Below are 23,150 nucleotides of genomic sequence, written 5' to 3'. Positions count from 1 at the left end.
CAGCTTGTGTGCTTAACTCGTGTGCTAAGTAAACAGCGAAATCACGTGTTGTCGGATAATCATATACCTTTGTGACATTTAGTGATGTGCCATACTGTTTATTTATTGCTTTTATCCATTCGAGCCCGGTAATCGAGTCCATACCGATATCTATGAATGCTTCGTCTGGATCAATCTCGTTTTGGTCCATGTACAGCACTTCCGCTAAGCCCGCTGTCAGTTCATCGCACAAGGCTTCCGCCGTGATCGTCTCTGTTTCTGTATCTGATGGAACACGCTCTAAACGATCCTGATTGGTCATTAAAGGCTGTAACGTAATATTGGCAGGCTTGCCGCTGGCTTCTCTGGCTACAGACGGCTTTGGAAGGACGGGCTGTACCGGAGCGAATGGCTCCTCCGTTCTTTTTTCCTCAGCCATTGCATGTACGTCTATCCAATAGCGATCTCTTGCGAAAGGATAGACAGGTAAACTGATGCGCCGCGGTTTTTGATCCTGATATAGCGTGCTCCAGTCGATGCGCAAACCTCTTACCCATAGGTCTAAAACCTTCGCATATTTGCCTTTTTGCAGCCATGCCTCAATTGTTTTTGACATATCCTCATCAGCAGCAAAAGCAGCAATGGCTTCTTTGTTGCTCTTTACTTGTCCGCGATAGACATATTCACGATTTTCTGTTCCGGAGATACATTCATACAGCTTTTCTTCAAGCTCCTGCATCGTTTCCGCAACGAACGCCAGCCGTTCGTTCATCGCTTCCCGGCCGACTTGCAGCGTATAGGCAATTCGGTGTAAATCTGCTTCAACATATGTTTGTTCACGAATGGCATGCAGCAATCGCTTCGCGCGTTTCTGAAGTCTTTCCTCATTTTTTGCTGAGAGCACAATGACAGCCGGCTGTTTCCTCGCTGGTAAACGTTCCTCCACAGGTTCCGGAGCATACTCTTCTATTAAAATATGGGCGTTCACACCCCCGGCACCAAATGAAGAGACTCCTGCGATTCTCGGTAATTCGATGTCTTTGCCATTGACACTGATGATCGGCCTCCTCCACTCTTCTAGCTCTTGCTGTACTTTAAACGGCGAGTTAAGGAAATCAATATTCGGGTTCAGCACGTTTGAATGCAGGGAAGGCGCAAGCTGCCTGTATTTCATTTGGAGCAATACCTTCGTTACTCCTGCAATACCTGCCGCACTCTCACAGTGCCCGATATTTGATTTGGCTGACCCTATTGCACAAAATTGTTTGTCATCGGTTTCTTGCGTAAACACTTTGGACAGCCCTGTGATTTCAATAGGATCACCGAGAGAGGTTCCCGTGCCGTGGGCTTCGATGTAACTGACTGTCCGCGGATCAACCTTCGCTTCCACAAACGCCTTTTTGATGACATCTGCTTGGGCATTCGGATTGGGCACTGAGTACCCGTTTGTTTTTCCCCCGTGGTTGATGGCTGTCCCCTTAATGATTCCATAAATGTGATCACCATCTTCAACTGCTTTAGACAATGGCTTCAAAAGCACTGCTCCAACGCCTTCCCCCGGCACATAGCCGTCTCCGCCCTGTCCGAAGCTTTCACATCGGCCTTTGCTGGACATAAATTTGTTCTGCCCGAGCATCAAATATTTATTTGGATGGATTGACACATTCACGCCGCCCGCGAATGCCGCCTCACACTCTCCGCGCTGCAGGCTTTGGCAGGCCAAGTGGATAGCCGTTAAAGAAGAAGAACACATGGTGTCTAATGCAATACTCGGTCCGTGAAAATCAAAATAATAAGATACCCGGTTCGCGATGGATGATGGATTTCCCGTTAAAGCCAGAGACCTTCCCCGCACCTGCTCTTGTGCCCCGTACAGCTGATATTCTTCGTACATGACACCGACGTAAACACCGACGCTTCCGCCAAGCTCAGCATCACGCTTACGGCCGAGGTGCTCTCTTGTATAGCCTGCGTCTTCCATCGTTTCATACACGCACTGCAAAAATAAACGCTCTTGCGGGTCCATTAATTTTGCCTCACGCGGCGAAATATGGAAAAACTGCGGGTCAAACTTGTCTACATCCTTCATGAAGCCGCCCCACTTGCTGTAGGTTTTTCCAGGCTTGTCTTTATCTTCGTCATAATAAAGACTGTGATCCCAGCGGTCTGCAGGAATTTCCGTAATACAGTCTCGCCCGTCCCTCAGGTTTTCCCATAATTCATCAATGTTGTCTGCCTGCGGATAGCGACCTGAGATACCGATGATCGCAATTTCTTCCGTTTCCTTCTCTCTTACCTGCTTCTGCTCTTTATCTTGCAAAGGAAGAAATCCAGACTTTCTTGGGATAACTGGGATTTCTTGTTTTTCAGGTTCTGATTTTCTTTCAACAGAAGGTTTTCCCGTTTCAAATCCCAAGATGTCCAGCAGTTTTTCTCTGCGGGAATCAATAAAATACCGGGTTAATGACCGAATATCCTGGTATTCAAAGAACAGCGTCTTGGACAAAGATCCGAATACTTTTTCTAATTGACCCGTTACATGCATGATCATGATAGAATCGATCCCGTAATCCTCGAGAGGAGCTTCAGCATCAATCTGGCCAGCTGGCAGCTTAATCACCGAAGAAAGCACCTGTTTAAAATAGTTCTCCGCTTTTTCTCTTAGTATCTCTTCATCAATTTCCCCGATGATGTCTGCTTTTTCTGCCTCCTGATTGAGACTGCTTTTTTTGATATTGTGAGATTGGCCTTTGCCATGTCCCGTTTCATGTAAAAATGCACGAATCCGATCAGTAACACCGGAAGCAACTAACACTTGCGGGTTCCCTGACGTCCAGCCATGATATAGCGCCTGAATCCCACGATCTGTTTCCATGGCCACCATGCCTGTTTCTCTTTTCAGCATCCTTGCAGTTTCCGCATCAATTTGCATGCCCCCGTCTTTCCACAGCGGCCAGCACACTGAAAGAGTTTTTCCGTAACGCTTGTGCAGCTCTGCTTGGCCATTGCGATATTCGCTGAATGCATTCATAAATGCATTGGCCATTGCGTAATCAGCCTGTCCCGCGCTTCCTACTACTCCGGCACCTGAGGAAAAAAGGATAAAGAAATCGAGCGGAATATCTTTCGTTGCTTCGTCAAGGTGAATCAGTCCTGCTACCTTTGGAGCAAGAACGGTTTGAACCTCTTCTTTCTTTTTCTTTATAATGAAATTATCTTTTATTAAACCGGCGCTGTGAATGATGCCATCTAAGTCTCCATAAACGTTTTGGGTTTCTTTTAATAAGGCATCAACCGTTTGTTTGTCAGCCAGATCAGCTTGTCTGTAAATCGCTTGGATGCCAAGTTTCTGTAAGGCTTTAAGCTTCTTCTTCTTCCTTTCATCAAGCGGAGAGCGTCCTGTCAGGATCACAACCGCATCATTCGTTTGGTTTGCAATTTCAGTTGCAAAGATGAATCCAAGACCGCCCGCACCGCCTGTGATCAGATACACGCCTTTATCCTTCCATGGCATGTCAGCACTTAGGTGCTCACCAGACACTTCTTTCCACTTGCTTACAAATCGCTTCCCTTGCCAGTGGCGGATATGCGTGTCACGCGGATAGCGTCTGTTTTCCTCCAATATTTCGAATAGGTCACCAGCTGACATCCCGGTTTCTATTTCGATCAACTGTCCTGTCAGTTTTGGATTTTCCAGTTCAGCCGTTTTGAGCAATCCAGTTAAGCCGCTTAATAGCTGAGGCTCGTCCAACGCAGGCACCGCCACTTGAATGAATGTATGTCCTCCTGTTTTTGAGTGCATTAGCTGTTTGATTTCTTCAAATAACTGTATGGCATAACCTTCAAACCGTTCATCAATTGTCTCTGTATCATGCTGCAGAACTGTACAGTCAAGATGATTTTGGAGGCTTTCCATTTGTTCTCCAACATCACAGACAACGATTTTATGTGTGTCGTACTCTATGAGCTCTTGCCTCTCTGCAGCACGTTCTTCCCAAATATGTTCGAACAATAGCGTGTCAGTCGCTTCAGAAGGACCTTCTTGATCTGTTTCTAACACTCTTGCAGAATAGCCCGTCAATCGCACGCAAACCTGCCCCTCTTCATTGCATAAATCGATATCAAGCTTCTGCATACGATCCCCAGCTGTACTGCCCTCGCTATATGTGATCCGCGCCCACATAGATGCCTCGCAGCCTTTGAAGATTTGGACATCCTGTATGGCAAAAGGCAGCATTGCCTTTCTGTCTTCTAAACTCGTAGCTCCTCCCAGCCTCAAACCGATAGATGCTTGAAATGCCGAATCTATCATGCTCGGATGCAGAATATAATGGTCTTCTGTATCAGAGATTACAGGAGGCATCGTCAATTTCACTAGAACTCCGTTTTCGCCGGCATATAGGCTGTCGATCGCTCTGTGGCTGTCACCATAATGAATACCCATTTCTGTATAAGCCTCGTAGCAATCAAAAGGTGACAGCGTCCGGCCATTATAGCCTGCCTTCAGTTCTTCAATGTTGATGACCGGATTTTCACCAGCCTCACAAAGCACTGCACTCCCTTGTCCATATACAATCGGCGACTCCTCTGCGCTTTCAGGGTCCCGACAGATTTCAAATGTAATCTCACCATTCTCCTCAGGATATAGACGTACATCTATATCTTTCTGCTGTTCCGTGACGGCGAACGGCCGGACCCAGACGATATTCCGGAGTCGGAATCCTGTCGGGAACTGATCCGCAGCTGCCCTTTCCACAGCTGCCCGAACCATCTCCAATAAAGCTGCGCCAGGTAAAACGTGTTCGCCCTTTATGACATGATCCTTCAAGAAAAATTCACGTCCTGTAAACGCTGAACGGAAGCGGACACCCGATATGTCGGACACATTTTGATGCAGGAGAGGATGCAGGATGTGTCGCTCCTCCTTTAAACGATCAGTCTTTTTCTCCGCTTTCGGCACCCAATAACGCACCCTCTCAAATGGGTAAGTCGGCAGGCTGATCCGCTTTGGTTTGTTTCCGTCGTAAAGCAGCTTCCAGTCAACCACAGATCCGTTCGCCCACTGCTCCGCAATTTGATCGAGTTTTCTTTGCTCCAGCAATTTATGTACCGATTCGGCGGGACGCGATGGTTCGCTTCCTCTTGACACGCGGCCCTTCCAGCAATGCTGAATGGTTTTTCGTCCTTCTATAAAAGCCTTCAATTGGTCGCTCAATTCTTGAATTCCGGATGCTAAGAAAGAAACCCGTTCTTCCATCGGTTCACGGCCTACCTGCAATGTATACGCCAAATCTTTAATCTGAATCCCATCATGAAGAAAATCCAAGAGACGTTTTGCATATACACGGAGACGTTCTTGATTACGGGCAGAAAGCGGAATAACTGCGGATATGTCAGAATCTGAGGACAAAGAAACGTCCTGCTCCGCTGCTTGAGGAATATATTCCTCAAGGATAATATGTGCGTTTGAACCAGTTGCTCCGAAGGAACTGATACCAGCCCGCCGCGGATAAGGGACCTCTTCCCCATTCTCCTTGATAACAGGCTGCTTCCACGTTTCTGTTTTATGCTGTACATAAAATGGAGACTTTTCAAAATCAACGTAAGGATTCAGTTCTTCCGAATGCAAAGAAGGCACAAGTTTTTGATGGTGAAGCTGAAGGACAACCTTGCTTAAACCGCTGATCCCCGCGGCGGATTCGGCGTGCCCAATGTTTGACTTTACAGAACCGATTGAACAGAACTGCCGATCCTGCGTGTATTGGCGGAACGCTTTGACTAATCCCTGTATTTCGATCGGGTCTCCTAAGGACGTGCCGGTACCATGGGCTTCCACATAACTGATCGTGCGCGGATCGATTCCCGTTTTCTCCAAGCATGTCTCAATCAGATCAGCTTGAGAAACAGGGCTCGGCACTGAAATCCCGCTTACAGTACCCACATGATTCACAGCACTTCCTTTAATAACTGCATAAATGCGATCTCCGTCTTCCTCTGCCTGGCGCAAAGGCTTTAATAAAACCGCGCCTATACCCTCGGCAGGCACATAACCGTCTCCATCCTTTCCAAACGTACGGCAGTGTCCGTCAGTGGAAAACATATCCCAGACCCCGTATGTCATATATTTATTCGGGTGCAAAGACAGGTTCACTCCGCCTGCTAACGCAACATCGCACTCACCGTGACGTATGCTTTCCAACGCCAAGTGCACTGCGGTCAAAGAGGATGAACATACCGTATCGACAGCCATACTCGGACCGTGGAAATTACAAAAGTAAGAAACACGGTTGGCGATTTGCGCATAGTTGAGCGAAAGAGGAAACACATTTTCTGCTGATGCTTCTTCAGCTCCGACTAATGTATAATCCTTGTGCATGACACCAGCAAAAACTCCTACATGCTGCCTTTTATTTCGTCCTTTAGGCTTGGCCAACGTCTTTGGCGTATAGCCCGCATCTTCAATCGTTTCCCAGCATGTTTCTAAAAACAGCCGCTCTTGAGGGTCCATTGTCTCCGCTTCTCTTGGCGTGATTCTGAAAAATTGAGGATCGAAGCAGTCGGGATCATCAATAAATCCTCCCCATTTGGAAATGTCCTTACCCGAAGGAGATGTGATTCCTTCAAGTCGCTGCCAATCCCAGCGCGACTCAGGAATCTCGCTAACGCAGTCCTTCCCCTCTTTCAGATTGTTCCAAAATTCATGAATATTGGCTGCCTTCGGATACCTGCCCGCCAAGCCGATAATCGCAATATCGCCTGCTGCCTCAATAGGTGCAGGACGAGAAGCTTCAACAGTCTTATGGTCGTTTATGCTGTCGGAAACCCGTGCTCTTTCATTCTGGCCAAGAGAACCAGCGGCACAAAAATGCTCAGCATATTCCTCGGCAAGAAATGCTGACAGCTCCGCTATGGTGGTATGCTCAAACAGAAGAGTCGGCGAAAGACTCTCACCGATCTTATCACTGATCGTTTCTACCACCTCAAGCAAGCCCGATGAATTCAGTCCCATTTGGTAATAACCGACATGTTTTTCAACTTGTTCTACCGGCTTATTGATTTTCTCTGCGATTAATTGACTTACGAACTGTTCAGCCCCACTAAAGGAATTAACGGGAGAAGATACCATGTCAGCAGGTTTATCACGCTCAGCAGTGTCCGCTCTTGTCATCTGTGTCTTCGGTGCATCTTGATGTTTTCCGCTAATCAGCTCCGCTTCTCGCACCAATTTGCTTGTGAAGTTTTTCAATTCAGCCACTTTTTCTCCCGACGCATTAAAAAATTCAAGTGTTACATAAATTAGCTCTTTTTCCCGCCGGACGGAGGAGCGCTTAATTCTTGTCATGCAATCCGTTTGCAAAAGTGCAGAAGCTGAAAAGGATTCATAGAACAGAGGCAAATACAGCCTCTGTTCTCCTTTAAGCAAAGATGTGAGCAAATGATTGGCACCCACCCCGCTCCCGTCTATGAGAGTCGGGTGAAACATAAAGCCTTCTGCGTGAAGCATGGCTTCCGAACCGAGAGAAAGCTCAAGAAGGACGCCGTCTTCCTCTTCATAGATGCAGCCACTTGCTTTCATATATTCGCTGTGCACCAATTCCTGACGTCTGCATTGTTCATATACATCATCAAGCTGAACAACGTTCTGTGCAGATGCTTTGATTTGACTGAGATCCAGTGTTTCTTCAAATATGGCTGGGGAGTCTGCGTGCATGTCAGCCTTCATATAGAGCTTTTCTTCTGAAGCTTCTTTCCCATCACGTTTTTCTTTTCCCTTGGCTGTGATTTGCCACTGTCCTTCTTTTTTCTCCGCGCATTGGATATTCAAAACAATTACGGCATCCTGTTCCGCCGTCAATGGCTGATAGATGGATAAATTCCGCAGCTGAAGCTCTGAGCAGGAGAAACCGTGTTCTCTGAATATCTGGTAGATTATATCGATATAAGCCAATCCCGGCAGGACATTTTGTCCGTAAACCACATGGTGATAAATAAACGGATTTTTTAACGATAATGTGAGTTGTTTCGTTATCTTTTTCACGTTAGACCTCCACCTCATAAGTATCCCATATGTTTGCCGCAGTCATTTTTGAAGTCTCCGCTTCCAGCTTTGGCTCGCCTGGCGAAAGCATTCGTTTCTTTAATTTAGGAGGCGATATTGGACTGCGCTTGATGGCGTGTTTTTCATCTTTTTCCCACGCCTCTACGATGACATGGGCATTCGTCCCCCCATCGGCAAAGCAGTTAATAGCCGCAGTAGGCTGCGAATCTGTCCATTTTTCCAGGGCTCGGCTGAACGTGATGTTCGCTTTCTGTTGATCGAAATGCGCCATCTCTTTTTCACCTGATAAAAATGGGACAAAGCGGCGCTCTTTCAGCATCAGCACAACCTTAATGAAGCTGGCGATCCCTTCAGAACATAGCGGATGCCCGATGTTCGGCTTGATTGAGCCAAGAGAAAGAGGCGATGAGTGCCCAGAACGGTACACTGATTGGATCGCTTTTAGCTCAAGGAGATCGGTTACGATTGAACCTGACCCGTTTGCCTCAAGGTAGCTGATGTCCTCTGGTTTTTTTCCGCTTTTGAAAAGCGCATCTTTCATGACTTCCTTTTGCGCCTCAAGATTAGGTGTTGCAGGCCCCGCCGTTCTTCCGTCGTTATTGACCGAGGCCGCTTTCACGACAGCATATATGGTATCTCCGTCTTCCAGTGCCTGTTTTACGGTTTTTAGCATAACCATTCCGACGCCTTCACCTAACACAACTCCGTCAGCACGCTCATCAAACACATGGAAGGATGAATGCTTGCTTAAAATGCCGCGCCGGTCAAACAGCCTGTGAGAGGCATCTGAGCTCAGCAAGCTGACACCGCCGACTATGGCGGATTGAATATCTCCGCCACGCAGCGCCTGAATGGCCATATTCATGCCGACCAGAGCTGACGAGCATGCGGTATCAACTACAACACTCGGTCCGCGGACATCAAAAAATTGTGAAAGATTAGCCGCTAAATAATTTTGGCCGACTGTCACGATCGGATTCTTTGCATGATCAATGCTGTCTTCATCAGGTTTGTGCTGGCTTCTGCCTCCGATATAAACACCGATGGGCTTGCCCTTTATTTCCTCAGGTGTATAACCGGCGTGATACAAGAGTTTCAGACACTCTTCCAACACGAGCAGTGCTTGCGGATCCATCGCCCTTACGTCTTCTTCGTGAAGCAAAAAGAAATCAGGATCAAAATAGCTGACGCCATCAATCACGCCGGCATAATATGGCGTCTTACAGCCCCAACGCTCTGCCGGAATCGGGCCGATTGACGAACGCCCCTCGGATAGTAACGACCAATATGATTCCAATGTATCTGCTCCAGGGAATCGGCAAGAGAGTCCGACAACGGCAATACCTTCTGCATGAGAGTCCGGTGACAAAATCGCTGGCGCCTGAATCTGAGGTGTAAGAGTTCGATCCTCCGCAGGAACAGATACCTCCGCCTCTATTTTGTTCTCCAAAGGTGCTGATGCATCCGATATCCTGCCTCCGAATAAAGCGGACAGCCTTTCGGAATAAGAACCGATCAGCCAATCTGCGAACCTTTGAATTGTCGGGTATTCATATAGAATCGATGGATCGAGCGCTGCCTCTAATTTGCGGTTTATACGCTGGAGCACCTGTGCCAAAATGATCGAATCCACGCCATAATCCTGAAACAACCCGTCAATCTCGAAGTCTTCACGATCTATTCTCAGCTCTTCGGTAAACAGATCAACAAGCCAGGACTGTGTTTCAGATAATAATCCATCACATTTGGAAACTTCATCGGCCTCTTCAATGTCTCTGGCTGGCGGGCTCTGTAAAGCAGCTTCCTGCAAACCGCCCTCATGCGGTTTCCTCCTCTTCATCAGCAGTTCCGGCTCCCAGTTTGTTTGATTCGTCATTGCAGGGAGAACAACCGGTCCGAACATTTTCGATACAATTTGATCTAGAAAACGTAAGCCTTCTGAATTCGTAATGCTCAACAAGCCGCTTTCCCGATACACTTGATTTGTCACTTCACCCATACCGGTTTCTTTCCAGTTCGGCCACTGAACACTGATGATCGGCACATGTTTCTGATGTGCTTCTGCAAAATAATCCATATAGCTATTGGCCATCGCATAGTCAGCTTGTCCCGCCGAAAGCTCCGGAATAATGGCTGAAACAGAAGAAAATAAGACAAAAAACTGTAAAGGCTCGTTACACACATGGCGAAATAACGTTGTAAGACCTGACACCTTAGGTTCCAGCACCCGCTGAATATCATCTGAAGTTTTTCGGATAAATGCCAGCGTATCCATATCCGTCAAACCTGCACAATGAATAACACCGCCAATCGGTCCTAATGTTCGCTTGATATGTTGCAGCGTTTGCTCAACCTGGGCATCATCAGATAACGTCAGCGACAGCATCTCCACCTGTACACCCTTCGCTTCCAGCTCCCGCACTGCCTGGATTTTCTCTGCCAATGATGTGTTTGATGTCTTAAAACGCACCCACTCCTCTCGCGGAGGAAGCTGTTCTCGTCCGGTCAGCACCAGTTTTTTCACTCCATAGCACTCTGCAAAATGACGGGCGCATAATAGCCCGATGCCTCGTGTGCCGCCTGTAATGAGAAGCACATGATCTTCCGGGAAGACCGCGTTCTGTTCCGTGGCCTTACCTGTTTCCGGATGAGCTTTTAGAAAAGCTTGATACCGTAAACCATCTCTGTAGCAAACCTCGGCATCATGAGAATCGGAATAAAACTCATCAGCGATCAACTTCGCGAGACGGCGATGATCAGTAACCTCCTCAGCATCCATATGCCTTGATATAAGATGGCTGTACTCGCATTGGAGCATTCGATACAACCCAGCCCGTGAGGCGCCAGCCATCCGGACAGATGTGTTTTGAAACGATTCGAGCCCCTTCGTCACACAAAGCAGCCTGAGCCCCTCTTTATGCCCGAATTCAACCAGTCTTTGCACCCATTCAATCCAATCCAGCCGGCCCTCATCATCCTTACCGCATCCGATGACATCCACTAGGCCGTCAAACTCTTTCCAATCAATGTCTGACTGATCATTTTCTATCCGGCTCACATCTATTAAGAGATGATTCGGAAAATACGAAGACACTTCTGCTGCTAAATCTGCTGTCTCTTGATTGCTCAGGATGGCAACAGTTCTTGTCCCCGGCACTGCTGAGCCAATTGGACTCAAACTCCATTGTTTCGTCAAAAAACATGCATCCCGATCTTCAATCGCATTAACCAGTTCTTTTTTGTCTCTTTCTGAATGTTCCTTTGCCGGCACCCAATAGTGATCCTTCGCAAACGGATATGAAGGGAGGCTGATCAGGCGTGGTTTGGTCTCTCTGTATAATGTGTTCCACTGGATTGAGACCCCTTTGACCCATAAATCAGCAAGTTTGGCGTATTTTCTTTTTCTGATCCAAGCATCAAGTGCCAACGCCATATCTTCATCTGCTGTAAATATAGTCTGGGTCTCTTTATTTCGATGAGACTGTCCCCGGAAAAATTCGTCTGTTTCTTCCTTACCGTCAACAAACGCCTGCAGTTTCTCTTCAAGTTCCTGCATCGTCCCCGCAACACACGCCAGACGCTCATCCATTTCTTCGCGCCCGACTTGCAGGGTGTAAGCGATGCGGTGCAAATCCTGATCTGTATATTTTTTATTGCGAATCGCCTCAAGTAATTGCGAAGCACGATCCATCAGCCTGCTTTTATTTTTAGCCGACAGCACAATCACGTTTGGCTGTTCTGTAGCCGTGTGTTCTGAATTGGCTTTTGGCATATATTCTTCAACCACAATATGCGCGTTTACTCCGCCAATCCCAAACGAACTGATTCCCGCACGGCGCGGAAGCTCGTTTCCGTCACGATCTGTGACAGACTTCCATTCCTGTTTTTCCTGAACGATGTAAAACGGACTGTCAGTCAGCTGAAGATAAGGGTTAAGCGTCTTGCAATGCAGGCTTTTCACTAACGTTTTATGCTTCATTTGCAAAAGCACTTTGATCAAACCGGAAATACCTGCTGCTAGCTCTAAATGACCGATATTGCTTTTAACTGAGCCAATGCCGCAACGGCGATCCGGAACATCCGGCTGGCTCTCGCCTCTCATATTGGATAGTTCCTTAAACGCGGCTTTCAGCCCATTTATTTCAATCGGATCGCCCAATTCCGTCCCTGTTCCATGTGCTTCGATATATGTGACAGTGCTTGGATCTATGCCTGCTTGGCGATATGCACGCACCAACAAATCAGCTTGTGCTTTCGGATTAGGCGATGTCAGGGTATTGGCTCTTCCGCCGTGATTTTCCGCCGTCCCCCGAATAACACCGTAAATATGATTTCCGTCGCGCTCGGCATCTTCCAGATTTTTCAACATGACCATTCCGACCCCTTCGCCTCTGACATAGCCATTCGCATCGGCGGAGAAGGTTTTACACCTGCCGTCTTTGCTGAGCATACCCGCCTTGCTGTAGCTAATATGCGCCTCCTCGGTTAAGATCGTATTCACGCCTCCAGCGATCGCCATCTCACAATCACCGTTTTGCATCGCAGTCACAGCACGGTGAATGGCTACAAGAGAACTGGAACAAGCCGTCTCTACTGGTTCGCTCGGACCATGAATATTTAAAAAATAACTCATTCTATTCGGGCCTACCGAAGGAATCATATGACCTGTAGCAGCATGGCCTTCAATTGGAAGATTCGCTCTATGGAATAGATCTTTATAACCGGTGTTTCCCGTACCGATAAAGATACCAGTCCCTGTACCCGAAAGGCTTTGCGGCGAGCAACCCGCATCTTCCAGTGCCTTCCACACGTATGTCATTAACAAGCGCTGCTGAGGGTCTACATAATCAGCTTCTCGCGGCGAAATACCAAAAAACAACGGATCAAACTCTGCGACACCATCAATAAACCCGCCCCATTTGATGTCGGTTTTATTGACGTCAGTGTCTGGGTTTCCATAATGCTCCCGCCAATCCCATCGATCTTTTGGAACTTCTGTGATGCTGTCTTTTCCTTCTTCTAGGTTTTTCCAAAATTCGTCTATATCCATAGCGCCAGGGAATCGGCCGCTGATGCCGACAATTGCAACCGGCTCAAAATCGGCAGCCTGCTTTTTGTTTCTTTCTGCTTTTGCAATAATAGGCTGTGTAAAGCGGCGCTTTCTACGTGATGTGATTTTCGGCGCTTCAGATGATTTTGTCTGTAACTCTTCCTGCCCCTCTGGTTTTTCTCGCTCCTGAACCAGGGTGTCCTCATGTTCAGCAGTCAAATACTCAGCCAGGCTTTGGATGCTTCCATATTCAAAGAAAATGGTCGGCGTTAGCTCCAACTGAAATTCTTCGTTGATCTTGTTTGTAAAGACCGTAAATGTAACGGAATCAAATCCGTATTCACTCAGCTCTGTATTGACATCAATATCTTCACTATTTACTTTTAAAATTGCACTGACCATGTTGCTTAATGATGCCTCTAGGCTGCTTAAACTGTGCACTAAGTTTGTTCTTTCATCTATGCCTTTAGCAGTAGTATCTTGATTCCATTCGCCCTGATACGCAGCAACTACATATTCAGCCAGGCTTTGGACGCTACCATATTCAAAGAAAATGGTCGGTGTTAGCTCCAACTGAAATTTTTCGTTGATCTTGTTTGTAAAGACAGTGAATGTAACTGAGTCGAATCCGTACTCACTCAGCTCTGTGTTGACATCGATATCGTCAGTGTTTACTTTCAAAATTGCGCCAACCATTTGGATTAAGGCTGCTTCCAATTTTCTAGTTTGTCCTTGATCCTGATCCGCCTTTCTCTGATCGTTCCGCTTGGCTTTCGATCCTGTGGAAAGCAGTTTTTGCTTCATTTTCTGAAGCTGTCCTTCCATCACAAAAACTTGCGGCTTATCAGATGCTATCCCCTGATAAAATGCTTTCAAGCCACTATCTGTCGGCATCGGGACCATTCCCGTCGTTTTCAGCATTCTCTTTTCATCTTCAGCGCCGACTTGCATACCGCCTTCTTCCCATAACGGCCAATTGAAGGAAATGGTGGAGCCGAATCTCTTTTTTGATGCCGCAAGAGAACGGCGGTATTCAGCAAATGCATCCATAAACGAATTGGCTGCCGCATAATCGGCTTGTCCAGCGTTTCCTAAACATCCCGAAACAGATGAGAAGAAAATGAAAAAGTCCAATGGGAAATCCTTGCTGCATTCGTCTACATGTAACAACCCGCTCACTTTTGGCTGCAATACTTCTTGAAACTCTTCATTCGTTTTATGAATGATGAAGTGATCTTTAATGCTGCCTGCACCGTGAATAATTCCATTGAGAGTGCCATATCTTTCTTTGATTTCCTCAAAAAGATGACGAACCGCATGCTGATCACTTACATCAGCCTCCCGATAGACAACCTCCGCTCCGATGCTTCGAAGAGCCTCCAGCTCGTTTTCCTTATCCTCACTTAAAACAGATCGTCCCGTCAGCACAATAGTAGACCGGCCAGTTCGATTGGCAATGTCCTTTGCAAACAGAAGGCCTAAGCTTCCTGCTCCGCCTGTGATTAGATAAACACCCTCGTCTCTCCACGGCATGTGAAGCGTATCAGCTGAAGGAAGCATCATTTCCCTCCAGCCTTTCACAAAACGGTGTCCAGCCTCATATCGAATCTGTTTGTCAAATGGTCTCCGGCTGTCGTCTTTCAGCTTGAGGTGAAGGTCTATCATCTCTTCAGGTTTCTCAATTTCGATGACCTGAGCAGTCAGTTTGCTGAACTCTATTTCTGCTGTTTTAAACAGACCAGAAACGCCGGCAAACAATTGCTTCTCTTTTTCCAGCGGAACAATCGCTTGAATGATGATACGGCCTGCAGAAAGCTCACGGACCTTGCTTTGCATGAGTTCAAAAATGTTCTGCGTGTAACATTGATAACGTTCAGCAATATGTCCTTCAGCTTCATTCAGAGTAATCACACGGACATCTTTCATGTGGGAGGCAATGCTGTCTGTGACACTTCGTTCAGTTTCGAAGAGAACAATGATATGCTCCGTGTACGAAGGGTCTTCGTCCTCTCGTTCTTCATTCGGTTTTTCCCACACCGGTTCAAGCATTAAGCGTTCGTGCCGTGATGAAGGCTTTGAAGGATGAACCTCTCCTTCTAATACTCTTGTTGAGAATCCTTTGATCCTGACACATACGCTTCCACTCTCGTCAATGACATCGATATCCGCTTTCTGGACACCCCCTCCGGAGCGGTCGCTGTCACTTAAGCGAGCATAAGCCCACATAGAAGACGAACAGCCTTTGATCACCTCAAGCTCTTCAAGCGCAAATGGCAAAATCAGCTTTTGATCCGCTAATTCCTGCATGATGCATATCGTTGCTGTCTGCAAGGCGGAGTCCATGATACTTGGGTGCAGCACAAACTGTTCATTCGTTCCAGAAACGATTTCCGGAAGCTGCAGCTGCGCCAAAACCTCTCTGTTTCCTATATTCACATTCTTAATTCCTTGAAAGGCCGGACCATGGAACATTCCTCTGCTTCTGCCTTCTTCGTAAAATTGATCAGGCGACATCTTTCCTATGCCGCAGCGGCGTGAAATTTCAGTGAGATCTGCGACTGACGTTTCGGCGGAAGATGCCAGCTCCGCACTGCCTTGACTATGAATAACAGGGTCATCCCCGTCTTCCTGTGTACTGTAAATGTCAAAGGTGATTTTTCCATCTTCTTCAGGAAAGAGACTGATATCCACTTGAGCTGAATGTCTGTCAACCACAACAGGCTGAACCCAGACTGTATGATTCAATCTGATTCTGACATCTTGGCCAATTTCACTTCCTGCCGCCTGGTTTATAGCCGCGTACGCCATTTCAAGGTACGCAACACCAGGAAGCACAGGCTTTCCTCTTACCACATGGTCTCTCAGGAAAAATTCGTCACCAGTGAAAACCGAACTGAATTTCTGTTCAGAAAAATCAGATGTATTCTGATGAAGCAATGGATGAATAGAGCCAATCCCTGTCTGATTTCCGGATATCTGCGCCACCGGTTTGCGGTCATCCTGCGACGGCCAGTATCGTTCCTTTGCAAATGGATAAGTCGGCAGACTCATTCTGTTTGGGCGCTCACCCTTGTAAAGCTGCATCCAATCTATATGTGCTCCCTTGCTCCACATTTCTGCAAGCTTGTTTACCTTTCCTTTGGCCATCCACTTACGTATGAGTTCAGCGCTGTCCTCATCCTCCGTCAGCCATGAAACCTCTCTGGCATTGTGCTTACTTCCTTGAAAACAGCCTTCAATCGCTGTTTTTCCATTGATAAAATCTGTGAGCCTCTGTTTTAACTCATTTATATGATCGGCAATAAAGACAACGCGATGCTCCATCGCTTCGCGCCCCACCTGAAGGGTATACGCAAAATCAGGCAGCTGGCTGTTCTCAAGCCCTCTTCTTTCCAAATAGGCCAGAATGTCTTCGGCATACTCTTGCAGCCTCTCTTTATTTTTCGCCGAGATCGGGACGATGCAAGTCCCGTCTATCTTTCTCTTATCAGAATCCCTTTTGAATTGTTCAAAAATAGCATGGGTATTTGTCCCGCCAAGCCCGAACGAGCTAAGTGCAGCCCTGTGCGTTTTGATCTCACGGCTTAACGTTTTCTTTTGATCGACGACGTAAAAAGGAGAGCTGGCTAAGTCTGTATTTGGATTCGGCTCCTTATAATTGATACTCGGTGCAAGCTCTTGATGATAAAGACTCATCACGACTTTAATGCAGCCCGCAAGACCGGCGGCTGTATCTAAATGTCCGATATTGGTTTTCACCGACCCAATGCCGCAAAATTGCGTTTTATTTGTATATTGCCTGTAAACGTTTGTTAAAGCCGCCAGCTCGATCGGGTCCCCCAGCTTCGTTCCGGTTCCGTGTGCTTCTACATAGCAGATGGATTCAGGCTGTATCTTCGTTTGATTCATGACCTGTTGAACCACGTCAGCCTGGCCTTTAACGCTTGGAGCATAAAAGCCGACTTTGTCAGCGCCGTCGTTATTAACACCAATGCCTCTCAGCAAGGCATAGATATGATCCCCGTCCTTTACTGCATCAGTTGCTTTTTTCAGCAATACAACAGCAACGCCCTCGCCGCCTATCATTCCGTCAGCTGAAGCGTCAAAAGCTTTAATATGTCCATCACTCGAAAAGTTCAGCCCCGGCTGATGCACATATCCGATATTTGACTCGGTATGCAGCGTTGCACCGCCAACTAAAGCATAATCAGATTCACCCGACAGCAGGCTTTTATAGGCAGAATGCAATCCAATCAGAGATGATGAGCAGTTGGCATGAACGAAATAGCTTGGCCCTCTCAGCCCGAGCTTATGAGAAATCATTGTCGGAATCGTCCCGCTCTGTGCAAGCACCCACGAAACATAGCCGTCCGGCGTCTCCAAGCTCTCTGTTGTATCTGACGGTAACAGCGCGCGATAAGAATTATTGCTTGCCGACATAAAAACACTGGTTTGCGGAATCTGTCCCGCAGCATAACCGGCATCTTCTATTGCTTTCCATGAATGAGTCAGCAGCATCCGAAGCTGAGGGTCCATAAATTCAGCGTCTTTAGGAGAGATTTGAAAGAAGCTTGGATCAAATCTGTCTTTCCCCTCAATTGAAGCTTTAGCCGGGACATAGTCGGCATTCTCCGCTATCTCCTTTGAAATGCCAAATCGCTGAAGCTCTTCTTTATTGAAAAACGCAATGCTTTCCTTGCCGTCTCTGAGGTTCTCCCAAAATTCATCATGATTTTTTGCCCCTGGAAATTCACACGATATGCCAATAATCGCCACACTATCGTCATAATAGTCCGGGAGATCACTCATCTCGGTAGACTGATCTTCTATATGAGCTGGCGGTTCTATCAGCACATGGTCACTTGCATCGCCCATTCGCTGTTCAGTGATGTACTGGCTGATATTTTTAATGGTTGAATACTCAAACAGGTCTGTGACAGAAAACTCACAGGATAGTTCATGTTTGATACGATCAGCCACAGTGACCGCGAGAAGCGAATCCCCGCCCACATCGAAAAATCCGTCATCCCATTCAATATCACTCGTTTTCAGCACTTCCTGCCAAATGGTAAAAACAGTATCCTGAATGTTCTTAGGAGAGGTCTGCCTTTGCTTTAACTGCTCCCCTGACAAATCGATATTCTTAAGGCTGTTTCTATCTATCTTTCCGTTCGGAGTTAACGGCATATGATCAAGCTGAATAAAATAAGAAGGCACCATATAGGCAGGCAAAGCGTTTTTCACAAAATGACGCAGCTCTCTCGCTGTGAGAGAAGCATTTGCATGTTTAGCTGTATAATAGGCAGCTAGGTTATCCATATCTGCGACCACAACGCATTCCAGAATGCCGGGATGCTCACTAAGCCTGCTTTCAATATCACCAAGTTCAATACGAAATCCGCGGATTTTTACTTGATTATCGATGCGGCCTATATATTCAATTCGCCCTCCCGGAAGCCAGCGGGCCATGTCTCCCGTTCTATAAAGCTTAGACTCAGGCTCAAAAGGGTTGTCAATGAATCTCGAATCCGTTAATTCTTCCTTTTTGTAGTAGCCCTTCGCCACACCGTCTCCTGCAATGCACAGCTCACCCGGGACACCTGCCGGCACTGGCGCGAGCTGAGAATCCGTAATATAGATTTGTGTATTGGCGATTGGCCTTCCTATCGTGGCATGAGAGCATTCATCGTTAATGCGCTGAACCGCTGACCAGATAGTTGTTTCGGTTGGCCCGAACATATTCCAGGCTTCACTGCCCGTATCTAAGAAATATCGTTTTAATGTCTCAGGCAATGCTTCGCCACCGCATAAAATTTTCACGCTCTCTTCATTTTCCCAGCCTGAATAAAAGAGCATCTTCCACGTAGCGGGGGTTGCCTGCATCACTGTCGGTTTGATCGTGCGGATGTCCCGTTTCAGTTTTTCAACGTCTTTTGTATGCTCCGTTTGACAAATATAGCAGTGTGCGCCCTTTATTAAAGGCAAAAATAATTCCAGAGCTGCGATATCAAAACAGTAGGTTGTGACAGCAAGCATTTTATCCTCTGCCGTAAGACCTGGTGTTTCCCCCATCGAAACGAGAAAGTTTGTCAAAGCTTTATGCGGTATCATGACACCTTTTGGCTTTCCTGTGCTGCCGGATGTATAAATGACATATGCCAAGTTCTCTGGCGTGACAGTGCGTGTAAGCACTTTTCGATCAGAGGCTGTTTGAGCAATTTCATCCCAATCTTGATCTAAAAGAGCTGTTGTGACACCGTTCCAACTCAACGTATTTACTAATTCCGATGTCGTCAGTGTAATGAAAACTTCACTGTCCTCAAGCATGTATTCTAAGCGTTCAGCCGGATAGGACGGGTCTAGCGGCACATACGCTCCCCCAGCCTTGAGGATCGCTAATAAGCCCACTAGCATGTCCAGCGATCGATCCACATAGATCCCCGCCAGACGGTCAGGACCCACTCCATGCGCCTGCAAATAAATGGCCAGTTGTGTGCTTCTTTCATCAAGCTCCCGATACGTCAATGTTTGACCTTCATAGCTGACAGCCGCTCTATCAGGCGTCTTTTTCGCCTGCTGCTCAAACAACTCATGAAAAGTTATATATGGATACGTTTTTCCTGTGGCGTTCCATGTTTTGAGAATCATCTGCTTCTCTGCCTCAGGTAATAAAGAATACTCTTTTAAAGGCTGAGAAGGATTCAACATCGCCTGCTCTGTTACATAAACAAAATGGTCGAACATGGCGGATATAGAAGCTGCATCAAACAGCCCAGTATTATACTTGATGTTCAGCTCCATTTTTTCTTCTGTTTCCCACAGTTCAAATACTAATTCGTATTCGCCCTCTTGGTGAATATACTCAACGAAATCGACAGAAAAGAAGTCAGCATAGCGGCTCAGCAAGCTTTGATAGCTTCCGGATTGAAGAAAATTCTGATAGAAAAAAGCGGTTTGAAATACCGGTGAACCTGCTTGACTGCGAGGAATATTCAGATCCCTCACCATTTTTGGAAAAGGATATGCTGCATGATCAAGCCCATCCAATATCGTTAATTGCAATTTTGATATAAAGCTAGAAAAAGTGTCTGCCGGGTTCAGCTCACTCCGAATCGGGAGCATATTGAGAAAATGTCCAATGGCATCATCAAATCTTTCTTCCGGCCTCACCATGGCCGGCATGCCGACGATCTGTTCCTTTTGGCCGGTGTAACGGCCAAGCAGCATTATATAGCAGCTTAAGAATACCGTCGTAACATTTACAGAATGCTCTTTCGCAAACGTTCTGACCTGATTCATGAAGCCACTGGACAGCCGCCTGGTGTATGTATCCTCTCTAAACTCAGAATCGACTGAACTTGCGCTGACATTAGGCAGCTGAAGATTCGGCAAAGTTCCCGATAGCTGTTTCTGCCAATATGTACGGTGCTTCACACCGTCTTTGCCGGCAAGCATGTTTTTCTCCCATGCCGCAAAATCATGATAAATGGCAGGAAAAACAGCTATTTCCGGCTGCTGTCCTTTTAAAAGAAGCTGATAGGTATCAAACAGACTGCGTATAAATGTGACAGACGAAACTCCGTCAAAAATCAAATGGTGAATGACAACTAATAAAAAATGCTCTTGTTCAGATCTGGAAAAGCTCATGACACGCACTAACGGGCTGTTTTCCTTTACATACGGTTCCTTTACTTTCTTTCTAAGAAAAGCAGGAATATCAGACTCTTTCATACTTGAGATATTTTCTGTCTTGATTTCAATTGAAAGTGCTGGCTCATTTTTAAGAAATGGCACTCCGTCTTTCTCTTGGATGACGTGCTTTAAGATTGGGTGCTGATTCAATACATGGCCGAAAGCCTGCTGTAATGTTTCAAGGTGAAGCCCTGACGAAAATTTAAAACAGAGAGGTACGTGATATGCACTTTTTTCGGGTGACATTTTTTGCAATGTCCATAATCCTTTTTGAACCTCAGAGAGAGGCTGAAAAGTTGCCTGACTCCTTTCCGGTTCGGTTTTATATGTGTCCGTGCCCTTTTTGTCAGCAGACAAGCTGCTGAGGTCTTCATGTTCTGATAGATAGCTGGCTAAGCGTTCAATTGTAGGATATTGATGTATCTCTCTGGCTGTTAGTTTGATATGGTAGTTTTTCTCGATCGATCGAATGAGCTTCATCATCTTGATAGAATTCACACCAAGACTTTGGATATTTGCATTTGGCTCCACCCAATCGCGGGAAACATGCAGCTCCTCAGTCAAACAGGTGAGCAGATGCTTCTGTATTTCTTCCCTTACTCTTTTCACATGGTCTGCTTGCTGTATCTCCTCATCCTGGACTGCATCGTTCATCCGATTGGGTTTATGTAGCAAGTGGTCGAACTCTCCATTTTCAAATGAAGTTTTTAGCTGGGTGCGCTGGATCTTTCCGATAGCCGTTTTTGGAATCTCTTCTTTTTGTACAGGCAGCAAATATTCCGGGGTGACTCCGATCACCTGTGAGACATGGGATTGTATGTTTCTAAGAAGCTGAGACATTTGCTCATCATTTAATTTTGCGGAAGTAACAAAGAAGATAGCCAGCTGATCTGTTGAATTCTGGCCCAGACGGACAGCGCAAGCAGCAGTATAAGAAGTTTCAATTTCAGATAATTCTTCAACTGCAGACTCAATTGCATGACTGTAATAATTAATGCCGTTAATGATAATTGCATCTTTCGTACGGCCTGTTATGGTTAAGCGCCCGTTTCGCAAAAAGCCAAGATCTCCGGTTTCAAACCAGCCGTCTTCTGTAAACACACTCTCATTCAAATCAGGCCGCTGGTAATAACCGCTAGTAACAGAAAGACCCGAGACTTGAAAACGGCCGATCTCACCCTCTTCAACCAATTCATTATGGTCATTCACAATTCTCATAGAGAAGCCGGGGATTGGAGAGCCTATTTCAACAAAATGATCATCATCACTTGTTCCAGCCCGGGTAAATTCATGAGAAAAAATAACACCCGATGAAGTTTCGGACATTCCCCATGCAGGTCGGATGGCGTCAGCAGGCAGTCCATGTGGTTCTAAAAGCTCAAGTATTCTGCGCCCTACCTTGGCTACCATTGCTTCACCGCCATTGAGCATGTATCGCATTGAAGACAGATTCCATTTCCTATCTTTTATTTCTTCTGCAAAATCAGTAACCAGACCAAACGCAAAATTCGGCGCCCACGTAACAGAAGCTCGGTAATGATCAATCCAATCCAGCCATTTTAACGGCTCCATTAAGATTGTTTCACTTGAGACGTTAATTTCCTGACAGCCAAGATAAACATCCCGCAAATGAAGCATTCCGATCCCTCCGACATGGTCAAACGGCATCCAGTTAAACGTAATATCCTCTCTGGTGAAGCCTTGCATTTGAATAATCCCTTTCACCATGCTCATAATGTTACGATGATTAAGCATAACTGCTTTGGGCGTTCCCGTACTGCCTGAAGTCAGCAATAAAAGCGCTAAGTCTTCAGGACTAGATTGATGCCAATCTGTGTCCGCTTCAGCGCTGAGCAGATCCTCTACAGCAATTGCCCTGAACCCTTCAAGCTCTTGTTCTTTTGCCCAATCGAGCATTTCCTGGTGTATCCCTCGGTCCGTAATCACCGCTGGCTTGCCAAGAAGCGTCCATGCGTCTTTCAGCTTTTGAGTGCCGCTGCTCGATTCAGCATACGTTGGCGGAACGGCTAACGGAGCCGGAACAACCCCTGTTAACACAGACCCCCAGAACGCAGGGAGAAGCTGTGAATTGTCACCAAGCTGCAAAATCACGCTTTGTTTTGCTTTCAGGCCTGATTGGCGAAGCCCCTTCGCAATACGCAGTCCATCATCCCATAATCGTCTGTATGATTGGTAAACTTCAGTTCCATCCGGCTGCAAATAAATGATTCCCTTTGTATCCCCAAGCTCCGCCGCCGTTCTGTATAAAACTTCAGGTATTGTTGCCGGCTGCTTTTCAGATATATGTAAAGGCTCACCATGACTGACAGAAGGATTAGCTAATATGCGGATATTATCATTATTTCTCAT

Annotated in this window: 2 protein-coding genes (1 of these 2 cut by a window edge); both read right to left on the bottom strand. The window is 46.5% G+C overall.

Annotation, left to right across the window (positions count from 1 at the left end; all coding sequences use genetic code 11):
- Window positions 1-8,035, bottom strand: the 5' portion of a protein-coding gene (gene pksL / locus M1D65_RS09170) for a polyketide synthase PksL (RefSeq protein ID WP_456270847.1). The gene continues 5,582 nt to the left of window position 1, outside the view; the window shows 8,035 of its 13,617 coding nt (coding positions 1-8,035); it begins with the start codon at window positions 8,033-8,035; the stop codon falls past the left edge of the window.
- Complete coding sequence (gene pksJ / locus M1D65_RS09165; RefSeq protein WP_456270846.1) at window positions 8,019-23,150, bottom strand: polyketide synthase PksJ; 15,132 nt, start codon at window positions 23,148-23,150, stop codon at window positions 8,019-8,021. The genes pksL and pksJ overlap by 17 nt, the downstream gene beginning before the upstream one ends.

This window comes from Bacillus sp. JZ39 (assembly GCF_053903145.1).
This window is presented reverse-complemented; position numbering and strand designations above follow the sequence as displayed.